Here is a 21,639-nt window from a genome sequence, read left to right as displayed (position 1 = left end):
AGCCAAGTCGCAGATCACCCGCTCTGCACTAGACCGGCATGAAGTCGTGGTCTTAGCCGACGTTAGAGCGGCCAAGCACCTTGTCACCCGCGCCTAATGCCCACCCGCCGCCGCTGCACCACCGGCACCCGCACCGAACGGCGGTTTGGCCAGCCACAGGAAGAAGATGATCGCCAGGAACGTCCAGCCGAGCAGGTAGAAGATGTCGTTGAAGCCCATCTGCGAGGCCTGGTGATTGATCATGTTGTTGAGCGAGGCCGCGCCGCGTTGCAGGTCGCCCTGCCCCATCGCGGTGACCTGCTCCTGCATGCCCGGGGTGTAGACCGAGATGTGTTCGGTGATGTGCGCGTGGTGCACCTGGGTGCGGCGTGCCCACAGATAGGTGGTCAGCGATGCGGCGAAGCTGCCGCCCAGGGTGCGCAGGAAGGTGGCCAGGCCGGAACCTGCGGCGATCTCGCGACCGTCCAGGTCCGAGAGCAGAATCTGCAGCACCGGCATGAAGAACAAGGCCACACCCACGCCCATCACCAATTGGACAGTGGCCACATGGCTGAAGTCCACCTGCAGGTTGAAGTTGGAGCGCAGGAAGCTGGTGAACGACAGGAAGATAAAAGCGACGGTGGCGAGCATGCGCAGGTCGAAACGCAGCGCGTACTTGCCCACGAATGGCGTCATCAGCACCGGCAGGATGCCGATCGGCGCGGTGGCAAGGCCGGCCCAGATCGCGGTGTAGCCCATGTCGCGTTGCAGCCATTGCGGAATCAGCAGGCTCACGCTGAAAAACGCCGCATAGGCCACCACCATCGCCAGCGTGCCGGCGCGGAAGTTGCGATGCCGGAACAGCTTGAGATCGACGATGGGATCCTTGTCGGTGAGTTCCCAGATCACGAACACCACCAGCGCTACGGCAGCGACGCAAGCCAGCACCACGATCTTGTCGGAAGAGAACCAGTCCTCGTCGTTGCCCAGGTCCAGCACCAGCTGCAGCGCACCGACGCCGACCACCAGCAGGATCAAGCCGATGTAGTCCATGCGCGGCTTTTCCAGCTGCTCGGGGCGATGGCGCAACTGCGAACCGACGATACTGCTGGCGATGATGCCCAACGGCACATTGATCAGGAAGATCCATTCCCAGCTGTAGTTGTCGGTGATCCAGCCACCCAGGATCGGCCCGGCGATCGGCGCCACCACGGTGATCATCGCCAGCAAGGCGAGCGCCTGCCCGCGTTTTTCGCGCGGGTAGATCGACACCAGCAGGCTCTGGGTGATCGGGTACATCGGCCCGGCAACAAACCCCTGCAGCGCGCGCGACACCACCAGCATGCCCATGCTCTGGGCCAGGCCGCACAGCAACGAGGCCACGGTAAAGGCCAGCGTCGACCACACGAACAACTTGGTCTCGCCGAAGCGGCGGCTCAGCCAGCCGGTCAGCGGCAGGGCGATCGCGGTGCTGACCGCGAACGAGGTGATGACCCAGGTGGCCTGCTGCGAGCTGGCGCCGAGATTGCCGGCGATGGTCGGCAACGAGACGTTGGCGATGGTGGTGTCCAGCACCTGCATGAACGAGGCCATCGCCAGGCCCACGGTGCACAGCGCCACGCTCGCCGGGCGAAAGCCGGCGGCGGGTGCAGGTGCCGAGGGACCGCCTGGCGCGGTGGGAGCTTGCGAAGACATGCTGGCTTAGCCCGCCTTGGACGCAGCCTGCGCAGGCAGGTTGTCCTGGATGATGCGTTGGATGTCCGCGTCGGCGGCCTGCAACTGCTGCGCATACACGTCGGTGGAGAACACCGCGCCATTGGCGAACCTGGTCGGCAGCACGCTGCCCTGCTGGTCGTGCAGGTTGACGTCGACCTTCATCGACAAACCGATGCGCAGCGGATTGCCGGCCAGTTGCTTGGCATCGACCGCGATGCGCACCGGCACGCGCTGCACGATCTTGATCCAGTTGCCGCTGGCGTTTTGCGCCGGCAACAGCGAGAACGCGCTGCCGGTGCCCAGGCCCAGGCTTTCGATGCGGCCGGTGTAGTCCACGCCGCCGCCGTACAGATCCGAATGCAGTTCCACTTCCTGGCCCAGGCGCATGTGCTTGAGCTGGGTTTCCTTGAAGTTGGCTTCCACCCACACCTGCTCCAGCGGCACCACTGCCATCAGCACGCTGCCGGGCTGCACACGCTGGCCCAGCTGCGCCGAGCGACGCGCCACGTAGCCGGACACCGGCGCGATGACACCGGTGCGCGCATGGTTGAGATAGGCCTGACGCAGCTGCGCGGCGGCAGTCTGCACGTCCGGCTGGTTGGCCACCGCACTGTCGTCCACCAGTGCGCGGTTGCGTTCGAAGCTCTCGCGCGAACCGCTCACCGCCGCTTCGGCAGCGGCCAGTTCCTCGCGGGCATGCGCCAGTTCTTCATTGGAGATCGCGCCGCTGGCGGCCAGATCCTTGCGGCGTGCGAAGTCGGCACGTGCGCTGCGCAGGCTCACCTCGCGCGAGGACAGTTCGGCCTGCGCGCCTTCCACGCTGCGGTACAGACCACGCACCTGGCGCACGGTCTTGGCCAGATTGGCCTCGGCCTGCTGCAACGCGACTGCGGTGTCGGCCGGGTCCAGCTGCACCAGCAACTGGCCGCGCTCCACGCGCATGCCGTCTTCGGCGCCGATGCTGACCACGGTGCCGCCGACCATCGGGGTGATCTGCACCTGATTGCCCTGCACGTAGGCGTCGTCGGTGTCCTCGTGCCAGCGGCCGACCAGGAAGTACCACACCACAAGACCGATGATCGCCAGGATCACCACAATGGCCACGATGCGCAGCGCCGCTCGGCGCTTGCTGGGCGCGGCCGGCGCAGGTTGGGAAGAAGTTGGAGTCGTCTGGCTCATCGTCGCTGTCTCAGGAATTCGGTTGTGCGGAAGTGGTCGCGGCGTGTGCGGTATCGCGCGCAGGTTCCGGCGTGAATCCGCCGCCCAGGGCACGCTGCAACCTCACCGAGGCCAACAGTTGTTGCGATTGCAGGCTGGCCATGCGCTGGCGTGCGAGCAGCAGCTGCTCCTGCACGCTGAGCACTTCCAGGTAGCTGCCGATGCCGGCGCGGTAGCGCTGCTGCGCAAGCGCGAAGGCGGCGGTCACGGTCTGCACCGCGTCGTCCTGCGCACGCGCACGCTGCTCCAGCGAACGCACGGCGTTGACCTGGTCGGCCACCTCGCGCAGGGCGTCGATCACCTTCTGGTTGTAATCGGCCACCGCCAGGTCGTATTGCGCATCGCTGCCGGCCAGATTGGCGCGCAGCTTGCCGCCATCGAAGATCGGCAGGCTCAGCGCCGGCGCAACCACGCCGAACACCGAGGCGCTTTCCAGCAACTGGCCGACATCGCGATTCACCACACCGCCCAGCGCCGTGATGTTGAAACTGGGGTAGAAGCGGGTCTTGGCGGCGGCGATATCCTGATCGGCGGCCTCCACGCGCCAGCGCGCGGCGACCACGTCGGGGCGGCGGCCCAACAGGTCGGCAGGCAGGTTGCTCGGCAGCTGCGTGGCGATGGCCGCCCCCAGCGTCGGGCGCGCGATCTCCAGCCCGCGATCCGGGCCCTGCCCGGCCAGCGCGGCCAGGGCGTTGCGCGCCTCGTCGATCTGCTGCTGCGCGGACTGCAGCTGCTGCTGCGCCGACGGTACGCGGGCCTGCGCCTGGCGCACCTGCAGATCGCTGTCGATGCCGGCGCCGCGGCGTTGCCGGGTGAGCTCCAGGGTCTTCTGCACGCGGGTCAACTCATCGTTGGCCACGTCGTGCAGGCGCCATGCGTAGTCGAGCTGCGCATAGGCTTCGGCGATCGCCGCCGACAGGTTCAGGCGTGCCGCCTGTGCGTCCACCTCGGCCGCATGCGCCTGGTCCACCGCCGCTTCCCAGGTGGCGCGCTTGCCGCCCCACAGGTCCACGCCATAGCGGAAGTCCAGCACCAGTTGGCCGTTGCCGCCGAACTTGCCGCCGCGCTCATCGCCCACCATCGATTCGGGCAACTGCACGCCCGCATAGCCACCGGACACCGACAGGCTGGGGCCGCGATCGGCCTGCGCGCTACCGATGCGTGCCTGCGCCTGACGCAGGCGCGCATCGGCCGCCGCCAGGCTGGGACTGTGCTGCAGGCCTTCGGCGATCAGCGCGTTCAATTGCGCATCGCCCAGGGCGCGCCACCAGTCGCTGGCCGGCCAGGCGGCCGGGCTCAGGTTGGCCTGCGCGAGGGTGCGCTCGGCATGCACTGCGCCCGGCTCCAGCATGGTGCCCTGCGGGGCAAGCCCGCGGCTGCTGGCGCAGGCGGCCAGCGCCAGCGTCAGCGCAGTGAGGACGAGCGGCCGCGCAAGCTGCGTGGACCGCAGGCGCAGTATCTGGATCGGGGAACTAGCAGCGTTCATGAGTTGAGTGCATCGCGGACACGGATGAGAAGAGAGGTGAGTTGCTCGCGCTCGGGCGGGGCCAGATCGCGCAAGCCATGCTCGATGGCGCGCTCGCCGCGCAGCTTCAGGCGCTCCCACAGCGCCACGCCCTGTTCGGTCATGACGATCTGCAGCGCGCGCCGGTCCTGCGCGTGTGGCTCGCGTCGCACCGCACCGAGCGCTTCCAGCTTGTCGAGCAGGCGGGTGACCGCGCTCGGGGTCTGGTCCAGCGCCAGCGCCAGTTCGTTGGCCGTGCAGGGCGAGCGCACCGCCAGGATCTTCAGGCCGACGTAGTGGCTGAAGCCGAAGTCCGGCAGCTCGCCCTTCATTTCGGCGTCGAGCTGACGCATCAGCGCATCGCGCACCTGGCGCAGCAGCAGGCCGAACGACGGCGAGGCGGTGGAGAGGTCATTCATGGCGGGCTATTTTCTTCCGAAAAATATATTTGTCAACGCAAATATTTCTAACGGGATTAAACCGCCAGCAAGGATCGCCACCTTACGCGCCTGTGCCGCTGGCCTGGTAATACAATTGCGCCAATGACTGTCGAAAACCCGCCAACCAGGGTCGATGCCCTGCCGCCCGGCGTGCGTGCCAGCTTCGAGTGGGCCGACGGACCGGAGGTGATCGCGTTCCTGGCCGATCTGCGCGCGGTATGGGCGCCGGAGACGGTTCGGCATGCGCATGTCCGCGGGCAGCTGATGTATGTGGAGCACGGCGTGCTGACGGTGCACACCGAGCAGGGAACCCTGTCGCTACCGCCGGGCTGCGCCGGCTGGATGCCGCCCGGCCAGCAGCACACCGTGGAACTAGCGGGTCCGCTGCGCGGCTGGGGCGTGGTGGTCCGGCCGGACGCCTGCGCCGCGTTGCCCGCGCAAGGCGGGGTGATCCGCCTGACCGGGCTCGCCCGCGAGGTGATCATGCGCGCGGCCGACTGGCCGCTGGGCCAGCCGCTCGACCCCGCCCGGCAACGCCTGGCCGCGGTGCTGCTGGACGAACTGCACCAGGTGCAGATCGACCACCTGCACCTGCCGATGCCGGCCGACCGGCGGCTGCTGCGCATCGCCCGGCAGTTGCTCGATACCCCGGCCGACCCGCGCCCGCTGGACGCCTGGGCCGACTGGGGCGGGCTGTCGGCGCGCAGCCTGAGCCGGCATTTCCGCAGCGAGACCGGGCTGAGTTTCGCGCAGTGGCGGCAGCAGGCGCGGCTGGCAGAGGCGCTGCGGCGGCTCAGCCAGGGCAGCCCGGTCGCCCAGGTCGCCGACCAGCTCGGATACAGCAGCCCCAGCGCCTTCGTCAGTGTGTTCCACCGCCATTTCGGCGCTCCACCCACGCGTTATCTGGCCGGCACGCATGCGCGCGGCTTGGCATCCCCCGCCGCATCCGGATAATCGGCGCTCTTCGAGCTCGCGCCACGGCGCGGGCTCCTCTTTCGTAGGACCTGGCTTTACATGACCGATCTGACCCGCCCCACCTTCCACGGCTTCGAGCAGTTGCCGCTGCGCGAGTACGCCGAACGCGCTTATCTCGACTATTCGATGTACGTGGTGCTCGACCGCGCCCTGCCGTTCCTAGGTGACGGCCTGAAGCCGGTGCAGCGGCGCATCATCTTCGCGATGAGCGAGCTGGGCCTGAATGCCGCTGCCAAGCCGAAGAAATCCGCGCGCACCGTGGGTGATGTGATCGGTAAGTACCATCCGCACGGCGACAGCGCCTGCTACGAAGCACTGGTGCTGATGGCGCAGCCGTTCTCGTATCGCTACCCGCTGATCGAGGGCCAGGGCAACTTCGGCTCCACCGACGACCCCAAGTCGTTCGCGGCGATGCGCTACACCGAATCCAAGCTGACCCCGATCGCCGAGGTGCTGCTGGGCGAAATCGGCCAGGGCACCACCGATTGGGCGCCCAACTTCGACGGCACCCTGGAAGAGCCGACCTGGCTGCCGGCGCGCCTGCCGCACCTGCTGCTCAACGGCACCACCGGCATCGCGGTGGGCATGGCCACCGACGTGCCGCCGCATAACCTCAACGAGATCGTCAGCGCGCTGCTGCGCCTGCTCGACAACCCCGATGCCACGGTCGCCGAGCTGTGCGAACACGTGCTCGGCCCGGACTACCCGACCACCGCCGAGATCATCACCCCGGCGGCCGATCTGCGCGCAATCTACGAGACCGGCCACGGCAGCGTGCGCGCACGCGCCACCTACAAGAAAGAACACGCCAACATCGTCATCGATGCGTTGCCGTACCAGGTCTCGCCGTCCAAGGTGATCGAACAGATCGCCCAGCAGATGCGCGCCAAGAAGCTGCCATGGCTGGAAGACATCCGCGACGAGTCCGACCACACCAGCCCGGTGCGGGTGGTGCTGGTGCCGCGCTCCAACCGTGTCGATGCCGAGCAGCTGATGGGCCACCTGTTCGTCACTACCGACCTTGAGCGCAGCTACCGCGTCAATCTCAACGTGATCGGCCTGGATGGCCGCCCGCAGGTCAAGAACCTCAGGCATTTGCTGAGCGAGTGGCTGAGCTTCCGCAGCGACACCGTCACCCGCCGCCTCAACCATCGCCTGCAGAAGGTCGAGCGCCGCCTGCACCTGTTGGAAGGCTTGCTGATCGCCTTCCTCAACCTGGACGAAGTGATTCGCATCGTCCGCAGCGAGGACGAACCCAAGCCGGTGTTGATCGCGCGCTTCGCGCTCAGCGAGGAACAGGCCGAATACATCCTGGAAACCAAGCTGCGCCAGCTGGCGCGCCTGGAAGAAATGAAGATCCGCGGCGAGCAGGAAGCACTGGCCAAGGAACGCGCGCAGATCCTGGCCATCCTGGAAAGCAAGACCAAGCTGAAGAAGTTGATCAAGGACGAGCTGACCGCCGACGCCAAGAAGTTCGGCGATGCACGTCGCTCGCCGCTGGTGCAGCGTGGCGCCGCGCAGGCGATCGACGAAACCGAGATGGTCGCCAGCGAACCGATGACCGTGGTGCTGTCGGAGAAGGGCTGGGTACGCGCGGCCAAGGGCCACGAGGTCGACCCGGCCGGCATGTCCTACCGCGAAGGCGACAGCCTGCTGGCGGCGGTGCGCAGCCGCAGCACCCATCAGGTGGCGTTCCTGGATTCGGAAGGCCGCGCCTATTCGACCGCGGTGCATACCCTGCCCTCGGCACGCGGCAATGGCGAACCGTTGACCGGACGTTTCTCGCCGGCCTCGGGCGCGGCGTTCCAGGTCATGGCCAGCGCCGACAACGCCACCCGCTTCGTGCTGGCGTCCTCGCACGGCTATGGCTTCGTCACCCGCTTCGAAAACCTCACCGGCCGCAACAAGGCCGGCAAGGCGATGCTCAACCTGACCACCGGCGCGCATGTGCTGACGCCTGCGCAGGTGACCAATCCGCAGAGCGACCGCATCGTCGCTGTCACCAGTGCCGGCAATCTGCTGGCGGTGACCGCCAGCGATGTGCCCGAGCTGGACAAGGGCAAAGGCAACAAGATCATCGACATCCCCAAGGCCAAGCTCGGCACCGAGCGCGTGGTCGCGGTGGTGGCGGTGGCTCCGGGCAACACGCTGCTGGTGCGCAGCGGCGCACGCACCATGAGCCTGTCGTTCAAGGATCTGGATAGCTATGTGGGCGCGCGTGCGAGTCGCGGTGCATTGCTGCCGCGAGGGTGGCAAAAGGTGGACGGGCTGGAAGTGCAGTAACGGCTGTTCACCGACGTGGCGCGCAGCGGCGCGTTCGACGCTGCCGCTGCCTCGATTTACTGAGGCGCGGCAAAAGGTGGACGGACTGGAAGTGCAGTAACGGTGATTCGCTGACGCGCCGCGCGATGGCGCACTGGCCGTGCGGTCTTGAGCGACCCACAAAACTACCGCCAGCTGGACGCTGCCGGCGTTAGGGCATCGCGCGATCGGCCAGTTTGGCTTGCAACGGCGAGGTTACGCTGAGGCTCAAGCTCTGCATTGCCTTGAGAGGTAATCGAACGGTGCGGATGCGTCGGCTGTAGAGCGAGAGATCTGCGGCCTTGCTGCAGGGCCCTTGCCCGCCCACCATCGCAGGACACGCCGCAAGTACGTCCCTGTAGGCTCTTACGCGGCATCCATGCCGCGTAAGGTCCCGCGACGGTGGGCGGACAAGGACCGGTCGAGATGGTCGGTATGGGTGGTTGCGAGCGCGGCGTGCGTGGTTGTGCGCAGTGCATGTCGCGCGGCGATGCGGTGTGATCGCCTCCTTTCGATCTGCAGTGTCAGTGCCATTGGCTGCATCACGGCACTCGTCAACGCAAACCAACAAGACAACATCATGGACACAGATTTCTGGCTGCAGCGTTGGCAGAACGGTCAGACCGGCTTCCATCAGGACCAGGTGATGCCGTTGCTGCAAAAGCACTGGCCGGCGTTGCAGCTGCCGAAGGCTGCCCGCGTGCTGGTACCGTTATGCGGCAAGACGCTGGACCTGCACTGGTTGGCCGCACAAGGCCATCGCGTGCTGGGCGTGGAGATATCGCCGCTGGCGGTGACGCAATTCTTCGCTGATGCCGGCCTGCAACCGCAGCGCCACAGCAGCCGCGCGGGCGAGCACTTTATCGCCGGCCCGATCGAAATCATCTGCGGCGACGCGTTTGCACTGGAGCCAAGCGTGCTGGCCGATTGCAGCGCCGTCTACGACCGCGCCGCATTGATCGCCCTGCCGGCCGGCTTGCGCCAACAGTATCTGCACACCACGTACGCGCGCCTGCCTGCGGGATGCCGCGGGCTGTTGATCACCCTGGAATACCCGCAGGCCGAAAAGGCCGGGCCGCCGTTTTCGGTGGACGCTGCCGCGGTGCACGCACTGTTCAACACGCAATGGCGGGTGCAGCCACTGGAACGCCGCGACATCCTCGATCAGGAGCCGCGCTTCCGCGCCGACGGCGTCACTGCCCTGTCGACCGGCGTCTATCGCCTGCAACGCAACTGACGGTCGCGGGCGAACTTTGTCATCGGCGAGCGCTGCCGACGCTCCAGTCGGGCGACGCAGACGTTGCACAGGCAGCGCAGCGCGCGCCGATCAGCACCGCGCGGCGTTGCGCCACGCGATGGCTCGCACAACAGCGCAAGCCACCGAGCAACACCGCCGCAGGCCGCCGGCAGCTGACGCAGACCACGGAGCAAGGCGATGCCCCGCGCGGCACCTGCCGATTGCAAATCTGCGCTACGCACGCTCAGCGGCTGCGCAGCGCCCAGTCACCGGGCTCAGCCGGCGACGTGGCCCTTGTCGATCTTCGAGGTCTGATACAGCTCCAGGCCGATCCGCTTGATCAGGCCAAGCTGCTGCTCCAGCCACCAGGCGTGGTCTTCTTCGGTGTCCTGCAGCTGCTTGAGCAGGATGTCGCGGCTGACGTAATCGCCGTGTTCTTCGCACAGCTTCATGCCGGCAGCGAGATTGGCGCGCACTTCGTATTCCACGACCAGGTCGCGCTCGAGCATCTCCACCACGGTCTTGCCTGGCGCAAACTCGGCCGGCCGCATGTCCGGGTCGCCTTCCAGGAACAGGATGCGCCGCAGCAGCGCATCGGCGTGCTCGGTCTCCTCTTCCATTTCGTGGTTGATGCGCTCGTACAGCGCCATCAGGCCCTGGTCCTCGTAACGGCGCGAATGCAGGAAATACTGGTCGCGTGCCGCCAGCTCGCCGCGCAGCAGCTGCTTGAGGTAGTCGACGACTTCGGGATGGCCTTTCATGATGTGCTCCAGCGACGCAATGCGCGCATGGTGCCCTAAGCCGCGGCGCAATGATCTAATCGGAATCACTTTCAGTTGCGCTTGCGGCCGGACCCGCCACGGTCATGACCGGCCGCCACACTGTGACCGAACTCAAGGACTCGACAATGCGCAAATGGCTGGGCCGGCTGCTGCTGGCAATCGTGGTGTTGATCGTGGCGGCCGTGCTGGCCGTGTATCTGCTGATGCGTGGCAGCCTGCCGCAGCTGGCTGGCAACAGCGCATTGCAGGGCCTGGCGGCACCGGTCAGCGTGCAACGCGACCGGCGTGGTGTGGTCACCATCGATGCGGCCAGCCAGGTCGATGCCATGCGCGCACTCGGCTATGTGCACGCGCAGGAGCGCTACTTCGAGATGGACCTGATGCGCCGCGCACCGGCCGGCGAGTTGTCCGAGCTGTTCGGCGCCGCAGCGCTGGACCTGGACAAACGCAATCGCGTGCACCGGCTGCGCGCCCGCGTGCATGCCAGCCTGGATGTCGCCGCCGGCAGCCAGCGCGCCGCGCTGCTGGCCTATACCGAGGGCGTCAATGCCGGGCTGGCCGCACTGCGCGTGCGCCCGTGGCCGTACCTGTTGCTGCGGCAGACACCGCGCGCGTGGACGCTGGACGACTCCATCCTCACCGGCATGGCGATGTATGCCGACCTGCAGGACAACGACAACCAGACCGAACTGGCTGCCGCCCGCATCCGTGCGGTGGTGCCGGCGGCGCTGGCGGCATTGCTCGACCATCAAGGCTCCAGCTGGGATGCGCCACTGTTCGGCCCCGCGCAAGGCGATGCCGTGCTGCCCGACGCCGCAATGCTGGATCTGCGCCGCCTTCCGCATCCAGCCGCCACCACCGGCGCCGAGCCGCCGACGCCGGGCAGCAACAACTTCGCCGTGGACGGCAGCCTCACCAGCGATGGCCGCGCCATCGTCGCCGACGACATGCACCTGGGCCTGCGCGCGCCCAACATCTGGTTCCGCGCACGCCTGCGTTACCCGGACACCAGTGCGCCCGACGGCAAGGTGGACGTCACCGGTTTCACCCTGCCCGGCTTGCCGGCGGTGGTGGTCGGCAGCAACGGGCATGTGGCCTGGGCCTTTACCAACAGCTACATCGACACCGCCGACTTTGCGCGGATTGCGCCGGCCACGCCGGGTCATCCGCAAGCGCTCACCACCCATATCGAGACCATTCGCGTGGCCGGCGCCGCGCCGGTGCGCTTTGCGGTGCGCGAGAGCGCCTGGGGCCCGGTCCTGCACGACAACGCCGATGGCAGCCTGCTCGCGCTACGCTGGGCCGCGCAGCTGCCCGGCGCGATCCGGCTGGACTTTGCGCAGATGAGTACGGCGGCCGACGTGCAGGCCGCCTTTGCAGTGGCCGATCGCTCGGGCATTCCGGCACAGAACCTGTTGCTGGCCGATCGCAGCGGGCGCATCGCCTGGCGCTTGATCGGTGCGCGCCCGGTACGCAATGCCGGCTGTGGCCCGAGCGGCATCGCCGAACTGGCAAGCTCGGCGCAGGGTGCGGACGCGGCATCGCCTTCGGTTGCGGCAACGGCGGCATCGGCGCAGGGCGGCTGCCTGCCCTGGCCGGTGCGCAGCGACGCTGCCCCCGCCCTGATCGATCCTCCCTCGCACCGGCTCTGGACCGCCAACAGCCGCGTCGTCGATGCGCAGCAGTTGGCCACGCTCGGCAATGCCGGCTACGACCTGGGTGCGCGTGCGCAGCAGATCCGCGACGACTTGTTCGCCAGGCAACGTTTCAACGAGCTGGACCTGCTCGCCATCCAGCTCGACGATCGCGCCGTGCTGCTCACGCGGTGGTGGCAGTTGTTGCGCAGCGTGGTCGAGCACAGCAAGGACCCGGCCTTGCAGCAGATCGAAGCCGCCACCCGGCAGTGGGATGGGCACGCATCCACCCGCTCGGCCAGCTATCGCATCGTGCGCGGCTTTCGCGGCATGACCATCGACGCAGTGGAAGCCGGCCTGCTGGCGCCGGCAAAAGCCGCGCTTGGCAAGGACTTCCTGCCGCCGCGTCGCGCGCAGCTGGAAGGCATCGTCTGGCCGTTGCTGCAGCAGCGCCCGGCGCATCTGCTGCCGCCCGCCTATGCAAACTGGGATCAGCTGCTTGCCGCGGCTGCACGCAATGCGCAGACCGATCTCGCTGCGCAGCACGGCGCCTTGAGCGAACGCACCTGGGGTGAACGCAACACCGCCGCCATCTGTCACCCGATCGCGCGGGCATTGCCTGCGCTCGCCAAGCGCTGGCTGTGCATGCCACCCGACCAACTGCCAGGCGATCGCGACATGCCGCGCGTGCAAGGCCCGGCCTTCGGCGCCTCCGAACGCATGGTGGTGTCGCCCGGCCACGAACAGGACGGCATCGTGCACATGCCGGGCGGCCAGAGCGGACACCCCTTGTCGCCGTTCTGGGGCGCAGGCCACGACGACTGGGTACACGGCCGGCCGACCCCGTTCCTGCCGACCGCGACCCGCTATACGTTGCAACTGCAGCCGAAGTAGGCGGGGTCATTGCTGTCTCGAGTGTCGACACAGGTTTCGACCGTCGTTGGGGGGCTGGACGAACGCAAAATCGGTGTCTGCGTTCTGCAGATCGCACCCCGCACCTTGCACCTGGCACATCTGGATACCCAAGTATCCGCAACCACGCCCGCCCACCGATCTGCCCAATCAAGCGAGCACAACATGCTAAGATGCATTTGATAACCATTCCCATTAGTGACCAATGCGCCCCACGCTCCTTGTCACCGCGCTCGCCGCTGTCCTGGCGTCACCCTCGCCCCGCGCCTTCGCCCAGCAACACACCAGCACCTCGGCAACCGTCACCGACCTCGATGGCGTCGACGTCGTCGGCCGTGCGCAGACGCTGTACAAATCCGACGACGCCGCGGTGGCCACACGCACCGATACGCCGTTGTCGCTGGTGCCGCAGTCGGTGCAGGTGCTGCCGCGCGAACTGATCGACGACCAGGCCGCGCGCCAGATCACCGATCTGTATCGCAGCATCAGCGGCATCAGTTTCTTCAGCTATGCCGGCGTCACCCTGCGCGGATTCCGCCAGGAAAACGTGCTCTACGACGGATTGCGTGGCGATCCGTATGCCGGCTTCTCGGTGCCGCAGCTGTTCAATATCGAACGCGTGGAAGTGCTCAAGGGCCCGGCCGGTGCGTTGTACGGCGGCGGCGAACCCGGTGGCGTCATCAATTACGTCACCCGCAAGCCCGGCCATCAGGCCGCGCGTCGGGTCGAGCTGCAGGTGGGCAATCAATCCTTCGGGGCGGCCTCGTTCGAGGCCACCGGGCCGGCACGCGATGACGGGCGCATTCGCTACCGCATCGGCGCCTATGCCGATGGCGAGGATGGCTTTCGCCGCAATACCGATAGCCAGAGCCAGATCGGCGATGCGTCGGTGGCGTTCGACATCGGCCAGACCGGCGAGCTCACGCTGCAGTACACCGACATCACCCAGAACCTGGGCGGCAATCGCCTGCGCGGCGTGCCGGTGGACGACGACGGCAACTTCCTCACCGACCGTCGCTGGAACCACAACGAGCCCACCGATTTCCTCGACATGCGCGCCAAGGTGGCGTTCGCGCAGAACCGCTTTGCGCCATCGGATGCGTGGGATGTGGACATGGCGATGCGCTGGTTCAAGAACGACGAGCATCAGATCTATCACGAGCCGATGGGCCTGATCGACCGCGATGGCGACGGCACCGCCGAATGGATGACGCGGCAGCTGCGCAACCAGTTCCGCGACAACGATGCGATTTCCAGCAACGTCAACGCGGTGTTCCGCACCCGCATCGGCGCGATCGAGCACAAGCTGCTGATGGGCGCGGACTACTATCGGCTGGATGCGGATTTCCGCGCGCAGACCGCCAACACCGCAGACACCGGCCGCGTGCGTGGGCCGGTGCCGGGCATCGACCTGTTCAACCCGGTGTATGGCCGCAGCGGCTTCTACGACTACGGCCTGGACAGCCTGCCCTGGCGCGCCACCAGTACCCGCAGCCAGCGCTATGGCGCGTATCTGCAGGACGAACTCACGCTGACGCCGCGCTGGTTTGCGATGGCCGGACTGCGTTGGGACGGCTTCGAGGACGACAACCGTCTGGACGGCTCGCGCGTCACCGGCAACGATCTCAGCTGGCGTGTGGGCAGCACCTTCGTGCTGCGCGATGGCATCAACGCGTACGCGAGTTATGCCAGCGGCTTCCTGCCGCAGGATGCGGCCAATCAGGACAGCAGCGTCGGCGGGCCGTTCGATCCCGAACGCAGCACACAGTGGGAAGTGGGCCTGAAGACCGCGCTCAACGATGGCGGGCTGACGCTCAACACCGCGCTGTATCGCATCGAACGCAGCAATATCGTGCAGGCCAACGGCAGGATCGTCGATGGCGTCAATCAGCTCTCCGCGCTCGGCCTGGTGCGCAGCGAGGGCCTGGAAGTGGATCTGCTGGCCGACCTCACCGAACGCTGGGTGCTCAACCTGACGTACGCCTACAACGATGCACGCGTGCTCGATGCCGGCACCAACGGCATCACCAATGCGTCCGGCGACCGCTTCGCCAATGCACCTCGCAACACCTTCGGTCTGTGGACGCGCTACGACCTGCCGGCCTGGAATTCGGCAATTGCCTTCGGTGCCGACTACGTGGGCGAGCGGGTCAGCCTGGAAGGCCAGCGCGTCAAGCCGTACGCCATCTTCGACATCAGCTGGCAAACGCAGTGGGATGCCTGGAAACTGCAGGTCAACGTCAAGAACCTGTTCGACAAGGTCTATGCCGCCAGCGGGTTCACCGAACGCACCGGGCACTTTCCTGGCGAACCGCGCCGTATCTACGCGCAGCTGGCCTACAGTTTTTAAGTGTGGCGAACGGGCGCCTGCCCAGGCCTTGGGCGATGCTGCAACTGTGACCTTCGTCGACCATAGCGGCCGCCGCAAGCACAGTTGCGGCCTCGACTACGGCAGTGCAATGAACCTGCGCCGAATCAGGCAGGCCGGAATCAGCCAGACTTTAACGTCCGGTGGGACACACTAGAGGCCGTCGCGATCTGCAACGTGTTTGCGCACGATCGCCCTCCTCCCCCCACTGACCGGAATCCGCATGCCTCAGCTTGCCCGCTCCGTTTCCGCCCTGTTGCCCCTGCTCGTTGCCACTGCCTGCTCGGCAGCGCCGCCCGCCAAATCCGGCCCACCGGATGCGCCGGTCGCCGCCTGTACCGCCAAGCTGCGCCCCGGGCAGGATCTGCAGAAAGCCATCGACAAGCTTCCGCAAAGTGATACGCCCGCGGTGTTGTGCCTGGAAAAAGGCGAATTTCCGCTCAACGGCCTGATCTCCATCCACCGCGGCAATCTCGTCTTGCGCGGCAAGGGCCCGACCACGGTACTGCGCATGGCCGATGGCGTGCAGCAACCGGCGCTGGTGGTCGGCGACTACGAAAACCAGCAGCCGACCGGCGTGATCCGCAACGTCAGCATCGAAGACATGCAGATCGTCGCCAGCACCGGCGACAAGGAGTTCATGCCCGAGCGTCCGTACCTGAGCAATAGCGCGGTGGTGGTGCGTTCCGGCCAGGGCATTCGGCTCGCCGGCCTGCAGGTCAACAAGTGCCGCAGTGCCTGCCTGCTGAGCGAGTACGACACCCGCGAGATCACCATCGAAAACAACGATGTGTCCGGCGCGATCTGGGATGGCGTGTCGTTCAATCGCACCGCCAAGGTCACCATGGTCAACAACTACATCCATGACAACGTGGCTGCAGGCCTGACCACCGAGCATCTGGAAGACAGCGAGATCCGCAACAACCGCTTCGAGCGCAACGGCAGCCAGGGCATCTATCTGTCGGACGCGCGCCGCAACCGCTTCAGCAACAATCAGTTCGACGGCAACAAGGTCGCCGGCGTGTTCCTGGCCTGCGCCATTCGCTACCGCACACCGGAAATCCTGTGCTGGGACAACAGCATGAGCCAGGACAACGTGTTCGAGAACAACCGCTTCTCCAATACGCCGTTCACCTACACCATCGGTGTGGACCGCGCTGCCAACTGCACGGCGGCCGACTTCAAGCCGAACCTGTGGCGCAACAACCAGGCCGACGTGGCAGGCGTGGATATCGAGCCGCAACGCTACGGATACTGCGTGCGCCACGAGTGATCGCAGCAGCGGCCGGCAGCGCGTGAGCGCATGCCGGCCGCTGGAGTTTCAACTTCGATGCAGCAGCGTTACGACGCCAAGGCCTGTTCGTGCACGCCGGCAATCGCACGGCCGGACGGGTCGGCCATCGCGGCGAAACTGGCATCCCAGGCGATCGCGGTCGGCGACGAACACGCGATCGACTTGCCGCCCGGCACCGTCTCCGCAGCCGCCTGGCTGGGGAAGAACTGCTCGAACAGCGTGCGATAGAAATAGGCTTCCTTGGTCTGCGGCGGATTGACCGGAAAGCGTCTGGAGGCGGCAGCCAGCTCGCGGTCGCTGACATGCGCGGCGGCGTGCGCTTTGAGTCCATCGATCCAGCCATAGCCCACGCCATCGCTGAACTGCTCCTTCTGCCGCCACAGGATCGATTCGGGCAGATAGCCGGCAAACGCTTCGCGCAACACGCCCTTTTCCATCCGCGTGGCGCCGCTGCTGGTCTTGTCGATCATCTTGAAACTGGCGTCCATGCGCATGGCCACATCCAGGAACTCGCGATCCAGGAACGGCACGCGTGGCTCCACGCCCCAGGCCATCATCGACTTGTTGGCGCGCAGGCAATCGTAGTTGTTGAGCGCATCCAGTTTGCGTACCAGTTCCTCATGGAATTCGCGTGCGTTGGGTGCCTTGTGGAAATACAGGTAGCCACCGAAGATTTCGTCGCTGCCTTCGCCCGACAGCACCATCTTCACGCCCATCGCCTTGATGCGTCGTGCCAGCAGGAACATCGGCGTGGAGGCGCGAATGGTGGTGACGTCGTAGGTTTCGATATGGCGGATGACCTCCGGCAGCGCATCCAGGCCCTCCTCGAAGCTGTACTCGAAGCCGTGATGCACGGTGCCCAGCGCGGCGGCGGCGACTTCGGCCGCGGCCAGGTCCGGCGAGCCTTTCAAGCCGATCGCGAACGAATGCAGGCGTGGCCACCAGGCTTCGGTGGTGTCGTTCTCCTCGATGCGATGGCGTGCATAGCGCGCTGCAACGGCGGCGACCAGCGACGAATCCAGACCGCCAGACAGCAATACGCCGTACGGCACGTCAGTCATCAACTGACGATGCACCGCGCGCTCGAAGGCCTCGCGCAATTCCTGCAGCTGCACCTGCACGCCTTCCACCTCGGCGTATTCGCGCCAGGAGCGCTCGTAATAGCGACTCAGTGCGCCGGTGGCGCTGTCGTACCAATGGCCGGGCGGAAACTGCGCCGCATCGGCGCAATCGTCCACCAGCGACTTCAGTTCCGAGGCTACCCGCAGCCGGCCTTCGCGATCGTGGCCCCAGTACAGCGGCACCACGCCGATCGGGTCGCGCGCGATGAGCACCCGCCCGGCCGCCTTGTCCCATAGCGCGAACGCAAAGATGCCATTGAGGCGGTTGAGGTAGGAGGCGGGCGCATCCTCGCGGTACAGCGCGTTGATCACCTCGCAATCGGAGCCGGTCTGGAAGGCGTATGGCTGCACCAGCTCCTGCTTGAGCTCGCGATGGTTGTAGATCTCGCCATTCACCGCGAGCGCAAGCGCGCCATCTTCTGACAACAAGGGCTGCGAGCCGCCAGCCGGGTCGACGATGGCCAGGCGCTCGTGCACCAGGATCGCGCCGGCGTCGACATACACGCCGCTCCAGTCCGGGCCACGGTGACGTTGCCGCTGCGAACATTCCAGCGCCTGCCGGCGCAATGCCTGCAGATCGTCACCGGGTTGCAGGCCGAAAATACCGAAGATGGAACACATGGAAACACTCCTGGATGAAACTGCGGGGGTTGGCGGCCGGTGGCAAGCGTCCTGCACGAGAATGACACCCATAAAAAAACCCGCATCGGCCGATGCGGGTTCTTTGATTCCTGGGCGTTTGGTTTTACTTCGCCTAGTCGCAGACCCGCATCGGCCGCGCACGATTGTTCGCGCGCAGATTGTTGCGGTTGGCGTTATTGAGGTTGGCGAGCTGGAAGACCATGTGACCGACGCTAACCGTTCGTTTTCGATGGCGCAACTGTTTCAGCGGCAACGACGGCGGCAACTGCTCCGTCAATCGACCAGCAGCCGCTCGATCAGCGTGCGATACAACGCCGGCAGCGCTTCCAGATCGGCCACGCGCACATGCTCGTCGACCTGATGGATGCTGGCGTTGACCGGGCCGACCTCGATGCATTGCGCACCCAGCGGCGCGATGAAGCGCGCATCGGAGGTGCCGCCGCCGGTACTTTCTTCCGGCGGTGCGCCGGCGAACTGGCCCAGCACCTCGCGTGCTACGCTCCGCAGGCGGCCTTCCGGGGTGTAGAACGGCTCGCCGCTGCGATGCCAGCGCAGCGCATAGTCCAGCCCGTGGCGATCCAGCAATGCGGTGATTTCCGCCTCCAGCCGCGGCGCATCCCACAGCGGGGTGTAGCGCAGATTGAAGGCCACCTGCAGCTCGCCCGGAATCACGTTATTGGCGCCGGTGCCGGCATGGATGTTCGACACCTGCAGGCTGGTCGGCGGAAAACTCTCGAAACCCTCGTCCCACTGCCGCGCCACCAGCTCGGCCAGTGCCGGCGCGGCCAGATGGATCGGATTGCGCGCCTTGTGCGGATACGCCACGTGCCCCTGCACGCCTTTCACCGTCAGCGTGCCGGACAGACTGCCGCGGCGGCCCACGCGCAGCAGGTCGCCCAGCCGTTCGGTGGACGACGGCTCGCCGGTGATGCACCAGTCGATCGCCTGCCCGCGCGCACGGAACAGCTCGGCCACGCGCCGCACGCCGTCGATGGCATCGCCTTCTTCATCGGAGGTCAGCAACACCGCCAGCGTGCCGGCATGCTGCGGATGGGCGGCGACGAACTGTTCGGCAGCGATCGCGAAGGCGGCCACGCTGCCCTTCATGTCGGCCGTGCCGCGTCCGTACAGCACACCATCGCGGATCTGCGGATCGAACGGATCGCTGGTCCAGGCCTCGCGCGGCCCCGGCGGCACCACATCGGTGTGGCCAAGCAGCACCAGCACCGGCGCACCGCTGCCATGCGTGGCCCACAGATTGTCTACCTGGCCCAGGCGCAGGTGCTCGCAAGCGAATCCGGCAGCCTCCAGGCGTTGCGCAAGCAGCGCCTGGCAGCCGGCATCGTCCGGTGTCACCGAGGCACGTGCGATCAGCTCGCAGGTCAGTTGCAGTACGTCGCTGGTCATGCTCGTCCTTCCGATAAAAGATGCACCTGGGCCGCCGGCATCGGCAGGTCGCCTGCCTTCCCCGCCCCCGCCCCGCACAGGCCTGTACGGACCGATGACGCGGTGGCGCCATCAGGCGATGTTGAAGCGCGCCTTGAACCCGTTGTCGGAGAAGCCCTGGCTGAGCGCGCCATCGTCGCTCACCACCACCGGGCGGCGGATCAATTGCGGGTATTCGCGCAGCAGCAGCTTCCATTCGGCGTCAGAACCCGGCGTCTTCTTGTTGTCGGGCAACTGGCGCCAGGTGGTCGAGGACTTGTTGATCAAGGCCTCGAATCCGCCGGCCTTGCCGGCCCAATCCACCAATGTCTCCGGCGCGGGCGTGTGCTCGCGGTAATCGACGAAGCTGTAGGCCACGCCGAAGCGGTCCAGCCACTTGGTCGCCTTCTTGCAGGTGTCGCAGTTCTTCAATCCGTAGAGCGTGGTCATGTCGTCGCCTTTTCGACTCCGCGGCGCGCGCTTGCACGCGCCAACAGGGTGGTTACCAGTTGATTGTGTTCCTGCCCATGGGCGGGCAGGAACACCACATCGGCACGTGCGCCGTGGAATTTCAGCGCCATCCGCCGTGGCGGGATCAGCCATGCGGCATCGACCGAGCGCAGCTCGGCCAGGTCCACACGCTGCGATCGTCCTTGCTGCACGATCTCCAGCGCATCGCCCGCATCGCGGACCTGTGCCCAGCGGCTGGATGCCCATGCCAGACGCAGGGTCATCAGCACCGTCAGCGCAGGCGCCAGCCACCGCAGGACCTCCAGCTGCTGCGGCACTCCATCGCGCGCCAGCGAGCCGGCCACGTAGAGCGCCACCCATCCCAACCACAGGGCCGGGATGCCCCAACGCACCCAACCACTGAGCGGCCGCGACAGCATGGTGCCGCGTGCAGGCTGCGCAGTGCTCAATCGGCCAGGCCGCGCAGCAACTCGTTGACGCTGGTCTTGCTGCGCGTCTTGGCATCCACCTGCTTGACGATCACCGCGCAATACAGCGAGTGCGAGCCATCTTTCGACGGCAGCTGGCCGGACACCACCACGCTGTAAGGCGGCACGTAGCCATAGGAAATCTCGCCGGTGGCGCGGTTGTAGATGCGCGTGCTCTGGCTGATGAACACGCCCATGCCGATCACGCTGTGGTGCCCGATGACCACGCCTTCGACCACTTCCGAACGCGCACCGATGAAGCAATGATCCTCGATGATGGTCGGGCTGGCCTGCAGCGGTTCGAGCACGCCGCCGATGCCGGCGCCGCCGGACAGATGGCAATGCGCGCCGATCTGCGCACACGACCCCACCGTGGCCCAGGTATCGACCATGGTGCCTTCGCCCACATACGCGCCGATATTGGTGAAGCTCGGCATCAGCACCACGTCCTTGCCGAAGTAGCTGCCGCGCCGCGCCACCGCACCCGGCACCACGCGCACGCCGGCCTTGCGGAACTCGGCTTCGCCGAAGCCGGCAAACCGCGACTCCACCTTGTCCCAGAACGGTGCCGGCTGCGCGTCGATCACGGCCATCTCGTTGACGCGGAAATACAGCAGTACGGCTTTCTTCAACCACTCGTTGACGCTCCAGCCACCCTGCCCGTCCGGCTCGGCGACGCGGAACTCGCCGCTTTCCAGGCCGTCGATGACACGGGTGACGATGGCACGGGTGGAGCCATCGATCTCGTCGACGGTCAGGCTGGCGCGGCGCTCGAAGGCGCTTTCGATGCCGAACTTGAGTTCGTCAGCACCCACCGGCGTTGCAGCGCCGCCGACGGCCTTTTCGGCGATCGGCAGTTTCTTCGCAGCTGCAGCCTTCTTGGCGGCCGGTGCGGACACCACGCTGGCCGGCTGCCTGGCCACGCGCGGGACCGCACTGGTCGTCGGCTTGGTCGCGCTTTTCCTGGTGACCTGCTTGGTAACGCTTTTGCTGGCGGCCACCGGCTTAGCAGCCGCCGCGGTGGCCTTGCGCTTGTCGACGGCCGGCGCCGGGGGCGCCTTGCCGCTCTTGCTCGGCGCGCGCTTGGGCGCTGCGCCGGTGGGGGTCGCGCCCTGCTTGCGCGCGGTCTTCTTGCTGGTGGCCATGGGGGGTC

Annotated in this window: 16 protein-coding genes; 6 read left to right on the top strand and 10 right to left on the bottom strand. The window is 66.6% G+C overall.

The annotated features are described in order from the left end of the window. Positions 1 to 93 precede the first annotated feature (93 nt). The 4 genes from AC06DU_RS07160 to AC06DU_RS07145 are packed head-to-tail and all read right to left on the bottom strand — an operon-like array spanning position 94 to position 4,836. Positions 94 to 1,674: a DHA2 family efflux MFS transporter permease subunit gene (locus AC06DU_RS07160; protein ID WP_024938907.1), complete on the bottom strand. Its 1,581-nt coding sequence runs from the start codon at positions 1,672 to 1,674 to the stop codon at positions 94 to 96. A 6-nt stretch (positions 1,675 to 1,680) separates the two neighbouring features. Beyond that, positions 1,681 to 2,874 (bottom strand): multidrug transporter, encoded by a 1,194-nt coding sequence (locus AC06DU_RS07155; RefSeq protein WP_478203899.1) that lies wholly within the window; start codon positions 2,872 to 2,874, stop codon positions 1,681 to 1,683. 10 nt (positions 2,875 to 2,884) lie between these two features. After that, complete coding sequence (locus AC06DU_RS07150; protein ID WP_311548425.1) at positions 2,885 to 4,372, bottom strand: AdeC/AdeK/OprM family multidrug efflux complex outer membrane factor; 1,488 nt, start codon at positions 4,370 to 4,372, stop codon at positions 2,885 to 2,887. Positions 4,373 to 4,395: 23 nt separating this feature from the next. After that, positions 4,396 to 4,836 carry a MarR family winged helix-turn-helix transcriptional regulator gene (locus AC06DU_RS07145; protein WP_016904051.1) on the bottom strand — a complete coding sequence of 147 codons (441 nt, stop codon included), beginning with the start codon at positions 4,834 to 4,836 and terminating at the stop codon, positions 4,396 to 4,398. Between the two features lie 123 nt (positions 4,837 to 4,959). On the opposite strand from AC06DU_RS07145, the gene AC06DU_RS07140 reads away from it, so the two are divergent. The 3 genes from AC06DU_RS07140 (at position 4,960) to AC06DU_RS07130 (ending at position 9,370) form a co-directional block, all read left to right on the top strand. Then, complete coding sequence (locus AC06DU_RS07140; RefSeq protein ID WP_478203897.1) at positions 4,960 to 5,811, top strand: AraC family transcriptional regulator; 852 nt, start codon at positions 4,960 to 4,962, stop codon at positions 5,809 to 5,811. A gap of 60 nt (positions 5,812 to 5,871) precedes the next feature. After that, positions 5,872 to 8,115, top strand: a complete 2,244-nt coding sequence (parC, locus tag AC06DU_RS07135; protein ID WP_065031781.1) for a DNA topoisomerase IV subunit A — start codon at positions 5,872 to 5,874, stop codon at positions 8,113 to 8,115. Between the two features lie 598 nt (positions 8,116 to 8,713). Next, the gene (locus tag AC06DU_RS07130; protein WP_211915028.1) at positions 8,714 to 9,370 is read left to right on the top strand and encodes a thiopurine S-methyltransferase; all 657 of its coding nucleotides are present in this window, start codon (positions 8,714 to 8,716) and stop codon (positions 9,368 to 9,370) included. Positions 9,371 to 9,645: 275 nt separating this feature from the next. Here the strand turns inward: AC06DU_RS07130 and bfr are convergent, their stop codons facing one another. Next, on the bottom strand, positions 9,646 to 10,131 hold the full coding sequence (bfr, locus tag AC06DU_RS07125) for a bacterioferritin (RefSeq protein ID WP_039511630.1): 486 nt from the start codon (positions 10,129 to 10,131) through the stop codon (positions 9,646 to 9,648). A 146-nt stretch (positions 10,132 to 10,277) separates the two neighbouring features. On the opposite strand from bfr, the gene AC06DU_RS07120 reads away from it, so the two are divergent. From AC06DU_RS07120 to hpaM, 3 genes are all read left to right on the top strand, one after another. Further along, positions 10,278 to 12,680 carry a penicillin acylase family protein gene (locus AC06DU_RS07120; protein ID WP_478203896.1) on the top strand — a complete coding sequence of 801 codons (2,403 nt, stop codon included), beginning with the start codon at positions 10,278 to 10,280 and terminating at the stop codon, positions 12,678 to 12,680. Between the two features lie 223 nt (positions 12,681 to 12,903). Next, positions 12,904 to 15,048 carry a TonB-dependent siderophore receptor gene (locus AC06DU_RS07115; RefSeq protein WP_478203894.1) on the top strand — a complete coding sequence of 715 codons (2,145 nt, stop codon included), beginning with the start codon at positions 12,904 to 12,906 and terminating at the stop codon, positions 15,046 to 15,048. A gap of 241 nt (positions 15,049 to 15,289) precedes the next feature. Then, positions 15,290 to 16,339, top strand: a complete 1,050-nt coding sequence (gene hpaM, locus AC06DU_RS07110; RefSeq protein ID WP_478203893.1) for a type III secretion-associated outer membrane-bound protein HpaM — start codon at positions 15,290 to 15,292, stop codon at positions 16,337 to 16,339. Between the two features lie 68 nt (positions 16,340 to 16,407). Here hpaM and asnB read toward each other — a convergent pair whose 3' ends face one another. From asnB to dapD, 5 genes are all read right to left on the bottom strand, one after another. Beyond that, entirely contained in the window at positions 16,408 to 18,102 is a 1,695-nt protein-coding gene (asnB, locus tag AC06DU_RS07105; protein WP_104608006.1) for an asparagine synthase B, read from the bottom strand. Between the two features lie 294 nt (positions 18,103 to 18,396). Beyond that, positions 18,397 to 19,530 carry a succinyl-diaminopimelate desuccinylase gene (gene dapE / locus AC06DU_RS07100; RefSeq protein ID WP_478203891.1) on the bottom strand — a complete coding sequence of 378 codons (1,134 nt, stop codon included), beginning with the start codon at positions 19,528 to 19,530 and terminating at the stop codon, positions 18,397 to 18,399. Between the two features lie 111 nt (positions 19,531 to 19,641). Further along, positions 19,642 to 19,998 (bottom strand): arsenate reductase, encoded by a 357-nt coding sequence (locus AC06DU_RS07095; RefSeq protein ID WP_016902377.1) that lies wholly within the window; start codon positions 19,996 to 19,998, stop codon positions 19,642 to 19,644. Then, a complete protein-coding gene (locus tag AC06DU_RS07090; protein WP_478203889.1) occupies positions 19,995 to 20,468 on the bottom strand; it encodes a hypothetical protein in 474 nt (157 codons plus the stop codon). Before AC06DU_RS07090 ends, AC06DU_RS07095 begins: the two co-directional genes overlap by 4 nt. Beyond that, entirely contained in the window at positions 20,465 to 21,631 is a 1,167-nt protein-coding gene (gene dapD, locus AC06DU_RS07085) for a 2,3,4,5-tetrahydropyridine-2,6-dicarboxylate N-succinyltransferase (RefSeq protein ID WP_478203888.1), read from the bottom strand. The genes AC06DU_RS07090 and dapD overlap by 4 nt, the downstream gene beginning before the upstream one ends. Between the last annotated feature and the right edge of the window lie 8 nt (positions 21,632 to 21,639).

Source organism: Xanthomonas sp. NCPPB 3200 (assembly GCF_056393585.1).
Note: the sequence above shows the minus strand (reverse complement) of the source record. Positions and strands in the feature narration are given on the sequence as shown.

Excerpts from the sequence above, each read along its gene's own strand:
- AC06DU_RS07160 (WP_024938907.1), bottom strand. The coding sequence starts at position 1,674 with ATGTCTTCGCAAGCTCCCACCGCGCCAGGCGGTCCCTCGGCACCTGCA.
- AC06DU_RS07155 (WP_478203899.1), bottom strand. The coding sequence starts at position 2,874 with ATGAGCCAGACGACTCCAACTTCTTCCCAACCTGCGCCGGCCGCGCCC.
- AC06DU_RS07145 (WP_016904051.1), bottom strand. The coding sequence starts at position 4,836 with ATGAATGACCTCTCCACCGCCTCGCCGTCGTTCGGCCTGCTGCTGCGC.
- AC06DU_RS07140 (WP_478203897.1), top strand. The coding sequence starts at position 4,960 with ATGACTGTCGAAAACCCGCCAACCAGGGTCGATGCCCTGCCGCCCGGC.
- parC (WP_065031781.1), top strand. The coding sequence starts at position 5,872 with ATGACCGATCTGACCCGCCCCACCTTCCACGGCTTCGAGCAGTTGCCG.
- AC06DU_RS07130 (WP_211915028.1), top strand. The coding sequence starts at position 8,714 with ATGGACACAGATTTCTGGCTGCAGCGTTGGCAGAACGGTCAGACCGGC.
- bfr (WP_039511630.1), bottom strand. The coding sequence starts at position 10,131 with ATGAAAGGCCATCCCGAAGTCGTCGACTACCTCAAGCAGCTGCTGCGC.
- AC06DU_RS07120 (WP_478203896.1), top strand. The coding sequence starts at position 10,278 with ATGCGCAAATGGCTGGGCCGGCTGCTGCTGGCAATCGTGGTGTTGATC.
- AC06DU_RS07115 (WP_478203894.1), top strand. The coding sequence starts at position 12,904 with ATGCGCCCCACGCTCCTTGTCACCGCGCTCGCCGCTGTCCTGGCGTCA.
- hpaM (WP_478203893.1), top strand. The coding sequence starts at position 15,290 with ATGCCTCAGCTTGCCCGCTCCGTTTCCGCCCTGTTGCCCCTGCTCGTT.
- asnB (WP_104608006.1), bottom strand. The coding sequence starts at position 18,102 with ATGTGTTCCATCTTCGGTATTTTCGGCCTGCAACCCGGTGACGATCTG.
- dapE (WP_478203891.1), bottom strand. The coding sequence starts at position 19,530 with ATGACCAGCGACGTACTGCAACTGACCTGCGAGCTGATCGCACGTGCC.
- AC06DU_RS07095 (WP_016902377.1), bottom strand. The coding sequence starts at position 19,998 with ATGACCACGCTCTACGGATTGAAGAACTGCGACACCTGCAAGAAGGCG.
- dapD (WP_478203888.1), bottom strand. The coding sequence starts at position 21,631 with ATGGCCACCAGCAAGAAGACCGCGCGCAAGCAGGGCGCGACCCCCACC.